We start from the raw sequence: 14,084 nt of genomic DNA, 5'->3' as shown, positions 1-14,084 counted from the left end.
GGCGCCTGTCTTGAGTGGCTATCGAATGACGGATTTGGCGGGGTCTATACCCCACAGGCCCCTTTAAAACAAGCCATTGTGGGCAAAGGAGAACCGGGCCGTCCCCTAAGGGACATCCCGGATTTGCCACTCCCCCCGCAGCGGCCTATGTGGAGCTAATATGTCTCCTTGGGTCCGATCTCATGAGCGCTGTGGAACGGCTTGACGACCAGTACCGCGACGAGCGCGCCGGGCCTGAGGCCCCGTCGATCGAAGCCGAGTTGATCGAGACGCCGGCGAAGAGCCGCGCCAAGCTGCGGCCGCTGTTGGCACTCGCGCCCTATGTGGCCCGCTATCGCGGTCGCGCGGCGCTCGCCTTCGTCGCGCTCACGGTCGCGGCGCTGACGACGCTACTGGTGCCCATCGCTGTGAGGCGGATGATCGATTTCGGCCTGACGCCGGAAGGCATCGCGCTGATCAACAGCTACTTCTCGGTGATGATCGCGGTCGTCGCCGTGCTCGCGCTTGCCAGCGCCTCGCGATACTACCTTGTGATGACGATCGGCGAGCGCATCGTCGCCGACCTCCGGCGCGACGTCTTCGCGCATCTGCTCTCGCTCTCGCCGGCCTTCTTCGATTCCGCGCGCAGCGGTGAGCTGGTGTCTCGGCTCACGGCCGACACCACCCAGATCAAGTCCGCGGTCGGTGCCTCCGTCTCGATCGCGCTGCGCAATCTCATGATGTTCTTCGGTGCGGCGGCGATGATGGTGATCACGAGCCCGCGCCTCTCCGGCTTCGTGCTGCTCGCCATTCCCCTGATCGTGCTGCCGCTGGTCGCGTTCGGGCGCTGGGTGCGGCGTCTGTCGCGCAATGCGCAGGACACGCTGGCCGATGCCTCCGCCTATGCGGGCGAGTTGGTCGGCGCCATCCGCACCGTGCAGGCCTATACCAGCGAAGGGCTCGCCGAGAAGCGTTTTGGCGGCGAGGTCGAGCAGGCCTATGAAGCTGCGCGCACCTCCACGCAGGCCCGCGCCGTGCTCACCGCGATCATCATCTTCATCGTGTTCGCAAGCGTGGTCGCGATCCTCTGGATCGGCTCGCATGACGTCCTGATCGGCACGATCTCGCCGGGCCGGCTCGGCCAATTCGTGCTCTACGCGGCCTTCGCCGCGGCCGGCCTCGGCCAGCTCAGCGAGGTCTGGGGCGAAGTCTCGGCCGCCTCCGGCGCCGCCGAGCGCCTGTTCGAGATCCTGCATGTGCAGCCCGACATCACCGCGCCCGCGTCGCCGCGCGCGCTGCCGGTGCCTGCGCGTGGCGAGGTCGGCTTCGACGATGTCAGCTTCGCTTATCCGGCGCGGCCCAACGTCAATGTGCTCGATGCTGTGTCGTTCACCGTGCGCCCCGGCGAGAAGGTCGCGATCGTCGGCCCCTCAGGCGCAGGCAAGAGCACCATCTTCCATCTCCTGCTGCGCTTCTACGATCCGCGCGGCGGCGCGATCTCGCTCGACGGCGTGCCGGTCAAATCCGCCGATCCGCGCGATTTCCGCTTGCGCATCGCACTGGTGCCGCAGGAATCCAACGTGTTCGCCACCAGCGCCCGCGAGAACATCCGTTTCGGCCGGCCCGATGCGACCGATGCCGAGGTCGAGCGGGCCGCCGAGCTCGCGCACGCCGCCGAATTCATCCGCCGCCTGCCCGAAGGTTTTGACGCTCCGCTCGGCGAGCGCGGCGTCACGCTGTCCGGCGGCCAGCGCCAGCGCATCGCGATCGCCCGCGCCATCCTGCGCGATGCGCCGCTGCTGCTGCTCGATGAGGCCACCTCCGCGCTCGATGCCGAAAGCGAGACGCTGGTGCAGACCGCGCTGGAAGAGCTGATGCGCCACCGCACCACGCTGGTGATCGCACATCGTCTCGCAACCGTGCTGTCCTGCGACCGCATCCTGGTGATGGACCATGGCAAGATTGTCGAGCAGGGCACGCATGCCGAGCTCGTCGCGGCGAACGGGCTCTATGCGAGGCTGGCAAGGTTGCAGTTCGAGGGGGCGTGAGGCGTTCCGCCTGCTGCCTCATTCACGGTGTCATCGCCCGCGAAAGCGGGCGATCCAGTATTCCAGAGACAGCGCAAGGATACGGAGAGGCCGCGGCGTACTGGATGCCCGGTCAAGCCGGGGCATGACAGCGGAGGGGGGCGGCAGCAAACCTCGTCACGCCCGCCATGTCATCTTCAGCACCGGCCGTCCCGAGGTCGGGTTCAAATCGTCGCCGGCATGAGCAAAGCCATTGCGCTCGTAGAATCGGATGGCGCGGGCATTGTCCTTGTTGACGAGCAGCGTGACACCCGACGGCGACAGGCGCTTGGCCTCATCCACCAGCAGCCTGGCCGCATCCGAGCCCCAGTGCGCGGGATCGACCACGAGCTGGTCGAGATAGCCTTCGCCGTCGATGGTGACGAAGCCGGTCAGCACGCCGTCCGCTTCGGCGACGACGATCGAGGCTTTCGGCACCAGATCCTTGCGCCAGCGCTCGCCCCACCAGTCCAGCCGCGCGGCGAAATCGATCTGCGGATAGGCCTGCTGCCAGGTGCGATGCCAGAGGTCGATCGCGGCGGCTTCGTCCTCGGGGTGGTAGGGGCGGAGGTGGAGGGCGCTCACTACCGCTCCGTCAGCTTCAGCTCGATGCGGCGGTTGCGCTTGTAGGCCTCTTCCGTGTTGGAGGCGTCGAGCGGCTGGAATTCGCCGAAGCCGGCGGCGACGAGGCGCTGGGCGGGCACACCAAGCGAGATCAGATACTGCACCACCGAGATCGAGCGCGCCGCGGACAGGTCCCAGTTCGATTTGAAGTTCGCACCGCTGACCGGGCGCACGTCGGTGTGGCCGTCGACGCGCAGCACCCAGGGGATTTCGTTCGGGATCTTCTTGTCGAGATCGATCAGCGCGGTCGCCAATGTGTCGAGCTCGGCGCGGCCCTCGGGCAGCAAGGTCGCTTGGCCGGTGTCGAAGAACACTTCGGACTGGAACACGAAGCGGTCGCCGACGATGCGGATGTCAGGGCGGTTGCCGAGGATGGTGCGCAGGCGGCCGAAGAACTCCGAGCGATAACGCGACAATTCCTGCACGCGCTGCGCCAAGGCAACATTCAGGCGAGACCCGAGATCGGCGATGCGGTTCTGCGATTCCTTGTCGCGCTTCTCGCTGGCGTCGAGCGCCTCKTCCAGCGCCGCCAGTTGCCGCCGCAGCGCGCTGATCTGCTGGTTCAGCACCTCGATCTGCGCCAGCGCCCGCGCCGACACCGCCTTCTCCGAGTCCAGCGCCTTGCCGAGCTCGGTGGACTTGCCTTGGGCGTCGTTGCCGGCGGCGGCGAGGCCGTCATAGAGCCCCTTGATGCGATCGCGCTCGGTCTCGGCCGAGGCGAGGCCCGCTTTCAATTGCGAGACCTGGTCGTCCAGCGTGAGCTTGCCGAGCTTCTCCAGCGACAAGAGCTCGTTGAGCTGGGCGATCTTGGCGTTGAGCTGCTCCAGCGCCTTGTCCTTGCCGGTGACCTCCTGCGACAGGAAGAACTGCACGACCAGGAACACCGACAGCAGGAACACGATCGACAGCACCAGCGTCGACAGCGCGTCGACGAATCCGGGCCAGTAGTTGAAGCCGGCTTCGCTGCGGCGGCCGCGGGCTAGAGCCATTGTCGTCTCCGTTCTCTCGTGTCCCGGACGCGCTGCAGCGTGCAACGCTGCTGCGCAGAGCCGGGACCTATTTGTCTCGGTGAAGGCTCTGGGCCCCGGACGCGATGCACCACTTCGTGCCGCATCGCGTCCGGGGCACGAAACCTTCGTCGTGTCGCTAACCCTTCTCCGGCTGGCGCGCGATGCGCTCCAGCAGGCGGCGGATCTCACGGTTCTGCTCGCCCTGGCCGTCGGCCCATTCGCGGATCATCTGCTGCTCGGTCCGCATGTGCGAGACCAGCGCCTGGATGGCTTCGGCAAGGCTCGCCATTGCCGCCGTGGTGCCGCGGCTGGCGCTGCCTTCCTCGAGCACGGAGCGTAAGCGCTCGACGGCGGCCTGGAGCTCGCCGCTGGCAACGCCGCCGCCGCCACCGGCGGCTGCGACCGCAACCTCGCCGTGGCCATATTCGCGCACGGTGGTGGCGAGCCAGTCTTCGAGGTCGGTGTAGAAGCGGTTCTGGGCCTGGCTCGATTGCAGATCGAGGAAGCCGAGGATCAGCGAGCCGGCGAGGCCGAACAGCGAGCTCGAGAACGAGATGCCCATGCCGCCGAGCGGGGCGGCGAGGCCCTCCTTCAGCGTGTCGAACAGGGCGCCGGAATCGCCCCCGACCTTGAGCCCGTCGATCACCTTGCCGACCGAGCCGACCGTCTCGATCAGGCCCCAGAAGGTGCCGAGCAGGCCGAGGAAGACCAGCAAGCCGGTCATGTAGCGGGAGATGTCCCGGGCCTCGTCCAGGCGGGTCGCGATCGAATCGAGCAGGTGCCGCATGGTGGTCTGGGTGATCGTCATCCGCCCGGTGCGCTCACCGCCGAGGATCATGGCCATCGGCGCCAGCAGTTTCGGGTGCCGGGACGGCGCCAGGCCGGGATCGGCGATGCGGAAATTGTTGACCCAGGAGACTTCGGGGTAGAGCCGGATCACCTGCCGGAAAGCCAGGATGATGCCGATGAACAGCACGCCGCCGATCAGGGCATTGAGGCCGGGATTGGCGAAGAAGGCCAGGATGATCTGCTTGTAGAGCACCACGCCGACCAGGGTGCACAGCACCAGAAAGACCAGCATCCGCACCAGGAAAACGCTGGGTGAGGATAGCTTGGTATATTCGATATCGATGGGGGAGCGGTGCGAGGCGCCTGGCGGCATGGCCGGTATCATCCGTTACGAACTTGCTTGCGGGGCGCACTATGGCACAGCGGTAGCCCAAAAAAAGCGCCGGATGTGCCGATTTCGTGGAGAGCTCCCGGAACCCAAAGCTGAAACCGCGCTTTGATAGAGGCGCAATTTGCAAAACTTCGGCATTCCGCAGGCTTAGGTCGGATTTTTTGCATGGTGACGAATCCTGGGGAATGGCCGTCATCGCGCTCTTGCTCGCGGTCCGGATGGCGCTCGCCTGGGTGGCGCGGCGGCATCTGCGGCGCGGTAGATCCCGTCTGGACCTCAGAGCCCGCCGGGCGGGTGGCAACGCCCGAACCTGCCCGTTCCTTCCGCCGCCGCCACAACGAGACCTGATCAACGGAGTGATCGCATGAGCGTCGTTTCCGCGATCTTCGGGACTGCCGAACGCGTGCCGCTGCCGGACGTCGTGATCCGCGCCGCGATCCAGCGCCTGTGCTCGCGCACGGCGACGCGCATGTCCGCGTTGGGCGCGGCCGACGATGCCGCCTTCGCCGGGCGGATGATCCTGCGGCCGATCGCCGGGGACGCGGATGCCGTCAATGCCGGGCATGACGAGGTGCCCGCGGCGTTCTTTGCGGAGGTGCTCGGCCCCAACCGCAATTATTCGTCCTGCTTCTACAAGTCCGATGCGAGCACCCTGCAGGAGGCGGAGGAGGAGGCGCTGCGCCAGACCGTCGAGCACGCTGGTCTCGCCGACGGCCAGACCATCCTCGAGCTCGGCTGCGGCTGGGGCTCGCTGTCGCTGTGGATGGCGCGGCGGTTCCCGCACGCGAAGGTGACGGCGGTGTCGAACTCGCAGGCCCAGCGCGCCTATGTCGAGGAGCAGGCGCGGCTGCGCGGGCTGTTGAACCTGGGCGTGGTCGCCGCGGACATGAACGTGTTCGCGCCCGATGGGCAGTTCGACCGCATCGTCTCGGTCGAGATGTTCGAGCAGATGATGAACTGGCGCAAGCTGATGACGCGCGTGCGGTCCTGGCTCGCGCCTGACGGCCGCTTCTTCATGCACATCGTCACCCATCGTTCCGGCTCTCATCTGTTCGACCGCGCCAATCGCGAGGACTGGATCGCGCAGCATGTCTTCATGGATGGATTGATGCCGAGCCATCACCTCGTCAGGCAATTCGGCGACGTCTTCAGGATCGAGAAGGAATGGTGCTGGAGCGGAACGCACTATCAGCGCACCGCGAACGACTGGCTCGCCAATTTCGATGCGCATCGCGACACGATCGAAGCGTCCCTGCGCAGCGTCCATGGCGAGGAGACCGCTTTGTGGATGCGACGCTGGCGCTGGTTCTTCCTCGCGACATCAGGACTGTTCGGCTACGCCGATGGCAGCGAATGGGGTGTCAGCCACTACCGGATGAAGGCGGGTTAGGGCGCGTACTCCCGAAAGAACTTGTTAAGCGTCTTTCGTTGCGCAAACGGCACACGCCGTGTGTATCTTCGGAGCAGCACGTTTCGATTGTTGTCTGATCGTTTCTGCTCGCCTAGCGTTGTGGTTGTACTTCGTGGACCACACGACAAGAAAATCCGCATCCACGAACGGTGCGGACGCAATTGGAATTGCGCATGCGCGAATGCATCGGGGCTGCTGCGACGATCCGACGACAATCAGATGACATGCTTCGCAGGAGTCCGAATCGGACTCGGCATTGTTCCCCCGGCACCACCCGGACGCGAATGCTTCGCTTGCTGCTGGCGAGCCTGTTGGTTGTGGCGCTGTCGGCGCTGTTCGCACGATCAGCCTCGGCGCAGGCCAATTGGACCGGCTTGACCAGCAACGATTGGATGGCCGGCGGCAACTGGACGACCGCATCCCCTCCCGTTCCAGGTCAAACCGTCAACATCGGTATCCTGGGCGCGCCGCCGCAGAGGGAGACGATCCTCGGCGTCGGCGGCCCGTTCAGCGTTTCGGTGGGGACGATGTCCATTGGCAACAGCGGTGCAACGGCCGGCAATCTGACGATCCAGAACGGCAGCACGCTGACGAGTACCGGCTCATCGCGGATCGGAATTTCGGCCGGAAGCACCGGAATCGTGACTGTCACCGGACCGGGATCGCGATGGAACGTACCCGCCGGAACCTTTTATGTCGGCTTTCTAGGCGTCGGCACGCTCAACATTCAAAATGGCGGAGCAGTCGCCACAGGAGTCGGCACGATCCTGGGCGGCAACGCCTCCTCTTCCGGCACGCTCAACGTCAGTGGCGGCGGCATGCTGCAAACTCAATCGTTGCGGGGCGGACCCGGCGCGAGCCAGGCCAATTTCGACAATGGTATCCTGCGGGCGACTGCCAGCAACGCGACCTTCATCAACGGATTTTCAGGCACCAAGCTCAACATCCTCGCGGGCGGGCTGACGATCGACACCGGCGCGTTCACGGTCGGCACCGATGCCACCTCCGCCTTCACGGGCGCCGGCGGACTGACCAAGATCGGCAACGGCATCCTGAACCTCGCCGCCAGCAGCCCTTATGCCGGCCAGACCGTGATCCAGGCCGGTATCCTTGCGCTCACCGGTGCCGGCGCCATCGCCAACTCGAGCCGCGTCGTCGCCAATGGGACGTTCGATATTTCCGGCATCACCGCCGGCGGCACCAGCATTCAGAGCCTCGCCGGCAGCGGCGGCGTCAGTCTCGGCGCGAAGAACCTGACGATCACCAACGCGAACGACACGTTCGCCGGCGTGATCGGTGGCACGGGCGGCCTGACAGTCAGCGGCGGCGCGCAGACACTGACCGGCGCCAATACCTACAACGGGGCGACAAACGTGACCGGCGGTACGCTGCGCGCGGGAGCGGCGAACACGTTCAGCGCAGCGTCGGCCTTCAACGTGGCTGCCGGCGGCACACTCGACCTCGCCGGCTTCAATCAAACGCTCACCTCGCTCGGCAATGCCGGCACGGTCACCCTCGGTGGCGCGCCGGGAACCACGCTGACCGTGGCCGGCAATTACGTCGGCAATGGCGGCACGGTTCAGCTCAACACCCGGCTCGGCGGCGACGGCTCGCCGACCGACCTGTTGCGGGTGCAGGGCAGCACGTCGGGCTCGTCGTCGCTGCGTATCACCAATGTCGGCGGCACCGGCGTGCAGACCACCGAAGGCATCAAGGTGATAGACGTGGCCGGCGCGTCCAACGGCAGTTTTTCGCTTCTGGGCAGCTATGTCCTTCACGGCGAGCAGGCGGTGGTCGGCGGCGCCTATGCCTATACGTTGCAGAAGAACGGCATCGCCACTCCCGGCGACGGCGATTGGTATCTGCGCTCGAGCCTGATCAATCCGCCGGTCTCGGTACCTCCCGGTCCGCTCTATCAGCCGGGCGTTCCGCTGTACGAGAACTACGCGCAGGTGCTGCTCGGCATGAACGATCTGCCGACGCTGCAGCAGCGCGTCGGCAACCGCTATTGGGGCGGCAGCGACGCCATGGCGCGGGTCGGAGCCGCGCCGGCGACAGCCGCGGCTGCGCCGGCGCCCACGGCGTTCTGGGGCCGCATCGAAGGTGGCCATTCCGACTTGCAGCCCTCCAACACCACCGGCTCGACCTACAAGGCCGATCATTTGAAAGTGCAGACGGGGCTCGACGGCCTTGTGCTGGAGAACGAGCGGGGCCGGCTGATCGTCGGCCTCACCGCGCAATATGGTCTGACGACCGCCAATGTCGCGTCGTTCTTCGGCAATGGCCGTATCCGTGTTGAGGGAACGGGAGTCGGCAGCACGCTGACCTGGTATGGCGACAACGGCTTCTATGTCGACGGTCAGGCGCAGTCGATGTTCTACCACAGCGATCTGTCGTCCGTGCTGGCTGACACCCTGACCCACGGCAATGAAGGGTTCGGCTATGCCTTCAGCGCCGAAACCGGCAAGCGGATCGGCTTCGGCAACGGTTGGTCACTGACGCCGCAGGCGCAGCTCTCCTATTCGAAGGTCGCCTTCGACAGCTTCGCCGATCGGTTCGGCGCGCAGGTAGCGTTGCGCGATGGTGACAGCCTGCTCGGCCGCGCCGGCCTTGCCCTCAACCACCAGAGGACCTGGAACGATGCCACGGGCATCGTGCGATCCGATGTCTACGGCATTGCCAATCTGCGTTACGAGTTCCTCAACGGCACCAATGTCGATGTCGCAGGCATCGGTTTTGCCAATGCGCAGGATCGGCTGTGGGGCAGCATCGGCGGCGGCGGCACCTACAGCTGGGCGAATGGGCGCTACGCCGTCTTCGGCGAGGTCTCCTACAATGCGAGCCTCGACAACAGCTCGGACAACCGCAACTACAAGGGCACCGGCGGCTTCCGCCTCACGTGGTGAATCCTGCGCTTTGTACCGGCGCCGTGCCGGGCCGAAAGACTGTCGTCTTTCAGGTTCGTAACGTTCCGTTGCGATCTTCTGTCGCAGCTCGCGGTGATGGAACCCGACTCACAATCCGGTGAGTCCCGAAAAGCGCACTGAACTCAGCATGATAGGTCATGTGGCATTGAGCCGCCCGCGCAATGCGTTGCGTCGCAGCAAGTACGTTCTATCTTGACGGCATCAGCCGCATGGAATCGCCCAGAACGGGCTCGCGCGGAGCGTGATTTCAGTTTCAACAACATCGGGGCACTTAACTTCATGTCAGGACTTCGCGCGCGATCGGCATGCGTTGCAATGATGCTCGCGGCCTTTACGCCGCTGCTCGCGGGCTGCGACGAATCCGTCTCTGCGGTGTCCGCTGCCCAGCCCGCCGATCCTGACGTCAGCATCGTCATCGTCAAGCCGCAGCCGCGCGCCGTGGTGCGCGAGCTGCCGGGCCGCATCGCGCCGACGCGCGTCTCCGACGTGCGGCCGCGCATCTCCGGCATCGTGGTCGAGCGCCTGTTCCGTCAGGGCAGCGAGGTGAAGGCGGGCGATGCGCTCTATCGCATCGATCCGCGTCCGTTCGAGGTCGAGGTGATGGCCACCGAGGCCGCCGTCGCCAAGGCCGAGGCCGGGTTGATGCAGGCCAGGCAGCAGGCGCACCGCATCGCCACCCTCACCAAGGATCGCGCTGCCCCGGAAGCCGAGAACGAGAAGGCGATCGCGGCCGAGCGTCAGGCCCATGCCGAGGTCGAAGGCCGCAAGGCGGAACTCGCGCGCGCCAAACTCAATCTCGACTATGCCACCGTGCGCGCGCCGATCGACGGCGTCGTCGGTGCGGCGCTGGTCAGCGAGGGTGCGCTCGCGGTGCAGAACGAGACCAACCTCGCCAGCATCCAGCAACTCGATCCGATCTATGCCGACTTCACCCAGTCGGTGACCGAGCTCAACCAGCTCCGCCGCGCCTTCGAGAGCGGCGACCTCGAGCGCATCGCGGCCGACGCCGCCAAGGTGCGCCTCGTGCTCGACGACAACACCCTTTATTCGCTCGACGGCAAGCTGCTGTTCTCGGACGCCAAGGTCGATGCCCATACCGGCCAGGTGACCCTGCGCGGCGAATTCCGCAATCCCAAGCGCGAGCTGCTGCCGGGCATGTATGTCCGCGTCCGGATCGACCAGGGTCTCGACAGCGACGCGATCGCGGTGCCGCAGCAGGCGATCCAGCGCAATGGCGGCGGCGGCAGCGAGGTGTTCGTCGTCAAGGACGACAACCACATCGCCGTGCAGCCGGTGCGCACGGGGTCGGTGCAGGACGGACTCTGGTTCGTGACCGAGGGCCTGAAGGCCGGCGACAAGGTCGTGGTCGAAGGCTTCCAGAAGTTCGCCGCCGGCGACAAGGTGAAGCCGCAATCCTGGTCGGAAGCGGACGCCACCGCGGACAATCGGCACGCCCAGAAGCTGACGCGGTAACGCGCCATGGCGAGTTTCTTCATCGACAGGCCGATCTTCGCCTGGGTGGTCGCGCTGTTCATCTGCTTGATCGGCGCGATCGCGGTTCCGCTGCTGCCGATCGCGCAATATCCGATCATCGCGCCGCCCTCGATCTCGATCTCGACCAGCTATCCCGGCGCCTCGCCCGAAAACCTCTACAACAGCGTCACCCGGCTGATCGAGGAGGAGCTCAACGGCGCCTCCGGCATCCTCAATTTCGAATCGACCAGCGACTCGCTCGGCCAGGTCGAGATCATCGCCAATTTCCAGCCGGGCACCGATACCAGCGCCGCCTCCGTCGAGGTGCAGAACCGCATCAAGCGCGTCGAAGCGCGGCTGCCTCGCGCGGTGATCCAGCAGGGCATCCTGATCGAGGAAGCCTCGAGCGCCGTGCTCCAGATCATCACGTTGAACTCGACCGACGGCAGCCTCGACGAAGTCGGCCTCGGCGACTTCATGATCCGCAACGTGCTCGGCGAGATCCGCCGCATCCCCGGCGTCGGCCGCGCCACGCTCTATTCGACCGAGCGCAGCTTGCGCGTCTGGGTCGATCCGGCAAAGCTGGTCGGCTACGGGCTGACCGCCGACGACGTCAACAAGGCGATCGCCGCGCAGAACGCACAGGTCGCTTCGGGCAGCATCGGCGCCGAGCCGTCGACCTCAAGCCAGCGCACCTCCTCGCTGGTGCTGGTCAAGGGCCAGCTCTCGTCGCCGGACGAATTCGGTTCCATCATCCTGCGCGCCAATGCCGACGGTTCGACCGTGCGGTTGCGCGACGTCGCACGCATCGAGGTCGGCGGCCTCAGCTACCAGTTCAACACGCGCCTGAACGGCAAGCCGACCGCGGGCCTCTCCGTGCTGATGTCGCCGACCGGCAACGCGCTGGCGACCGCGAGCGCGGTCGAGGAGAAGATGAAGGAGTTGTCGCGCTTCTTCCCGGCCAACATCTCCTACGAGATCCCCTACAACATCACGCCCGTGGTCGAGGCCTCGATCAAGAAGGTGCTGACGACGCTGGTCGAAGCCGTGGTGCTGGTGTTCGTGGTGATGTTCCTGTTCCTGCAGAACATCCGCTACACCATCATCCCGACCATCGTGGTGCCCGTGGCGCTCTTGGGCGCGTGCACCACGCTGCTGCTCGCCGGCTATTCCATCAACATGCTCTCGATGTTCGGCATGGTGCTCGCGGTTGGCATCCTCGTCGACGACGCCATCGTCGTAGTCGAGAACGTCGAGCGCATCATGTCCGAGGAAGGTCTGCCGCCGAAGGAAGCGACGCGGAAGGCGATGGCGCAGATATCGGGCGCCATCATCGGCATCACGCTGGTGCTGATGGCGGTGTTCGTGCCGATGGCGTTCTTCCCGGGCTCGGTCGGCATCATCTACCGCCAGTTCTCGGTGACCATGGTCGCCGCGATCGGCTTCTCCGCCTTCCTCGCGCTGTCGCTGACGCCGGCGCTGTGCGCGACGATTCTGAAGCCCGTCGCGGCCGGCCACGGCCATGCGAAGCGGGGCGTGTTCGGCTGGTTCAACCGCATGCTCGAAGGCGGCAAGGAAGGCTATTCCCGCACCGTCGGCTTCTCGCTGAAGCGGACCGGCCGCCTGATGCTGGTTTATGTCGCGCTGCTGGTTGGTCTCTCCTGGGCCTTCGTCAGCCTGCCCGGTGGCTTCCTGCCGATCGACGACCAGGGCTTCGTCACCACCGACGTGCAGACGCCGTCGGATTCGTCGTACCCCCGCACCGAGGCCGTCATCGAGAAGGTCGAGAAATATCTCGCCGAGCGGCCGGGTGTGAAGGATGTCACCTTCCTCACCGGCTTCAGCTTCTCCGGCCAGGGCATGAACACCGCGCAGGCCTTCATCACGCTGAAGGACTGGTCCGAGCGCGGGCCGAAGGACTCCGCCGCCGCGATCGTCAACGACATCAACCGCGATCTGGGGGCGTCGATCCGCGATGCAAAGATCTCTGCACTCCAGCCGCCGCCGATCGACAATCTCGGCAATTCCTCGGGCTTCTCGTTCCGCCTCCAGGACCGCGGCCAGAAAGGCTATCCGGCATTGATGCGCGCTGCCGACCAGCTGATCGCGGAGGCCAATGCCAGCCCCGTGCTGCAGAAGGTCTATATCGAGGGCCTGCCCGAGGCCGGCGTGGTCAATCTCGTGATCGACCGCGAGAAGGCCGGCGCCTTCGGCGTCACCTTCGAGGACATCAACAACACGATCTCGACCAATCTCGGCTCGAACTACATCAACGACTTTCCGAACCGCGGCCGCATGCAGCGCGTCGTGGTGCAGGCGGATGCCCGCGACCGCATGCGGACCGAGGACATCCTCAACTACAACGTCAAGAACAGCCGTGGCCAGCTCGTGCCGTTCTCCTCCTTCGCCACCGTCGAATGGGCGCGCGGCCCGACGCAGATCGCGGGCTTCAACTATTATCCCGCAGTGCGCATCTCCGGCGAGGCGAAACCCGGCTTCACATCGGGCGACGCGATCGCCGAGATGGAACGGCTTGCCGGCAAATTGCCGCGCGGCTTCGGCTATGAATGGACCGGACAGTCGCTCCAGGAAAAACTGTCGGGCTCGCAGGCGCCGTTCCTGCTGGCGCTGTCGGTGTTCGTGGTGTTCCTGTGTCTTGCCGCGCTCTACGAGAGCTGGACCATTCCGCTCGCGGTGCTGCTCACGGTGCCGCTCGGCATCGTCGGCGCCGTGGCCGCGGCGATGCTGCGCGGCCTGCCCAACGACGTCTATTTCACCGTCGGCCTGATCACCATCATCGGCCTCGCGGCCAAGGACGCGATCCTGATCATCGAGTTCGCCAAGGATCTGCGCAAGGAAGGCAAGCCGCTGGTGGACGCCACCATCGAGGCCTGTCGCCTGCGCTTCCGCCCGATCCTGATGACCGGCCTTGCCTTCATCTGCGGCGTGCTGCCGATGGCGATCGCGCACGGCGCCGGCGGCGCCAGCCAGCAAGCGCTCGGCAGCATCGTGATGGGCGGCATGATCGCGGTGGTGATCCTGGCGCTGCTGATGGTGCCGGTGTTCTTCGTCTCGGTGCAGCGCGTGCTGGCCGGGGACAGGGAGCCGAAGGCCGCGAAGGACGGCGAGACGTATGGGCCGCCCGCGCCGGTCAAGCCATAAGGCGAGCTGTCATGCCCCGCGCAGTGTTTAGTCCGGAGACATGGCTGACACCTGTTCGGACACATCACTGACAGGTTGGCCATTGGTCAAGTCGATCGATGCGACCTGCCAGCTGGCGAAGAAGATTCCGTAGTGGCCGTCACGAACCAGTGGCCGGATGGCAAGGCGTTCGCGGGCGAAGGCCTGGGGAACTTTCCAGAAGCGTCCCTTGAAGGAGATGTAGGGTCTTGTCGATGAGACCCTGCGCACGAT

Annotated in this window: 8 protein-coding genes and 1 pseudogene; 5 read left to right on the top strand and 4 right to left on the bottom strand. The window is 65.7% G+C overall.

The genetic code is table 11. From position 1 onward, the window contains the following. Nucleotides 1-182 precede the first annotated feature (182 nt). A complete protein-coding gene (locus AC1DW2_RS19565; RefSeq protein ID WP_477006983.1) occupies nucleotides 183-2,027 on the top strand; it encodes an ABC transporter ATP-binding protein/permease in 1,845 nt (614 codons plus the stop codon). A 156-nt stretch (nucleotides 2,028-2,183) separates the two neighbouring features. On the opposite strand, the gene AC1DW2_RS19560 is transcribed toward AC1DW2_RS19565, so the two are convergent. The 3 genes from AC1DW2_RS19560 to AC1DW2_RS19550 all read right to left on the bottom strand — a co-directional run bounded on the left by AC1DW2_RS19560 (nucleotide 2,184) and on the right by AC1DW2_RS19550 (nucleotide 4,841). Further along, nucleotides 2,184-2,630, bottom strand: coding sequence for a GNAT family N-acetyltransferase (locus tag AC1DW2_RS19560; protein ID WP_477006982.1), 447 nt, complete (start codon nucleotides 2,628-2,630; stop codon nucleotides 2,184-2,186). Further along, nucleotides 2,630-3,658 (bottom strand): peptidoglycan -binding protein, encoded by a 1,029-nt coding sequence (locus AC1DW2_RS19555; RefSeq protein ID WP_477006981.1) that lies wholly within the window; start codon nucleotides 3,656-3,658, stop codon nucleotides 2,630-2,632. Before AC1DW2_RS19555 ends, AC1DW2_RS19560 begins: the two co-directional genes overlap by 1 nt. 157 nt (nucleotides 3,659-3,815) lie before the next feature. Then, on the bottom strand, nucleotides 3,816-4,841 hold the full coding sequence (locus AC1DW2_RS19550; RefSeq protein WP_071916659.1) for a flagellar motor protein MotA: 1,026 nt from the start codon (nucleotides 4,839-4,841) through the stop codon (nucleotides 3,816-3,818). A 382-nt stretch (nucleotides 4,842-5,223) separates the two neighbouring features. Here AC1DW2_RS19550 and AC1DW2_RS19545 point away from each other — a divergent pair, with 382 nt between their 5' ends. From AC1DW2_RS19545 to AC1DW2_RS19530, 4 genes are all read left to right on the top strand, one after another. Continuing rightward, on the top strand, nucleotides 5,224-6,249 hold the full coding sequence (locus AC1DW2_RS19545; protein WP_477006980.1) for an SAM-dependent methyltransferase: 1,026 nt from the start codon (nucleotides 5,224-5,226) through the stop codon (nucleotides 6,247-6,249). Between the two features lie 305 nt (nucleotides 6,250-6,554). Then, the gene (locus AC1DW2_RS19540) at nucleotides 6,555-9,176 is read left to right on the top strand and encodes an autotransporter family protein (protein ID WP_477006979.1); all 2,622 of its coding nucleotides are present in this window, start codon (nucleotides 6,555-6,557) and stop codon (nucleotides 9,174-9,176) included. 300 nt (nucleotides 9,177-9,476) lie between these two features. Next, nucleotides 9,477-10,670, top strand: a complete 1,194-nt coding sequence (locus AC1DW2_RS19535; RefSeq protein ID WP_135214703.1) for an efflux RND transporter periplasmic adaptor subunit — start codon at nucleotides 9,477-9,479, stop codon at nucleotides 10,668-10,670. 6 nt (nucleotides 10,671-10,676) lie between these two features. Next, nucleotides 10,677-13,832, top strand: a complete 3,156-nt coding sequence (locus AC1DW2_RS19530) for a multidrug efflux RND transporter permease subunit (RefSeq protein WP_208088798.1) — start codon at nucleotides 10,677-10,679, stop codon at nucleotides 13,830-13,832. A 27-nt stretch (nucleotides 13,833-13,859) separates the two neighbouring features. On the opposite strand, the pseudogene AC1DW2_RS19525 reads toward AC1DW2_RS19530, so the two are convergent. Then, nucleotides 13,860-14,084, bottom strand: a pseudogene (locus AC1DW2_RS19525) (IS481 family transposase); the annotation flags it as partial.

Source organism: Bradyrhizobium sp. P3_C3 (assembly GCF_056402655.1).
Note: the sequence above shows the minus strand (reverse complement) of the source record. Positions and strands in the feature narration are given on the sequence as shown.

Bases quoted from the DNA above. Each gene is read 5' to 3' on its own strand.
- AC1DW2_RS19545 (WP_477006980.1), top strand. From the start codon at position 5,224: ATGAGCGTCGTTTCCGCGATCTTCGGGACTGCCGAACGCGTGCCGCTG.
- AC1DW2_RS19565 (WP_477006983.1), top strand. From the start codon at position 183: ATGAGCGCTGTGGAACGGCTTGACGACCAGTACCGCGACGAGCGCGCC.
- AC1DW2_RS19535 (WP_135214703.1), top strand. From the start codon at position 9,477: ATGTCAGGACTTCGCGCGCGATCGGCATGCGTTGCAATGATGCTCGCG.
- AC1DW2_RS19550 (WP_071916659.1), bottom strand. From the start codon at position 4,841: ATGCCGCCAGGCGCCTCGCACCGCTCCCCCATCGATATCGAATATACC.
- AC1DW2_RS19540 (WP_477006979.1), top strand. From the start codon at position 6,555: ATGCTTCGCTTGCTGCTGGCGAGCCTGTTGGTTGTGGCGCTGTCGGCG.
- AC1DW2_RS19530 (WP_208088798.1), top strand. From the start codon at position 10,677: ATGGCGAGTTTCTTCATCGACAGGCCGATCTTCGCCTGGGTGGTCGCG.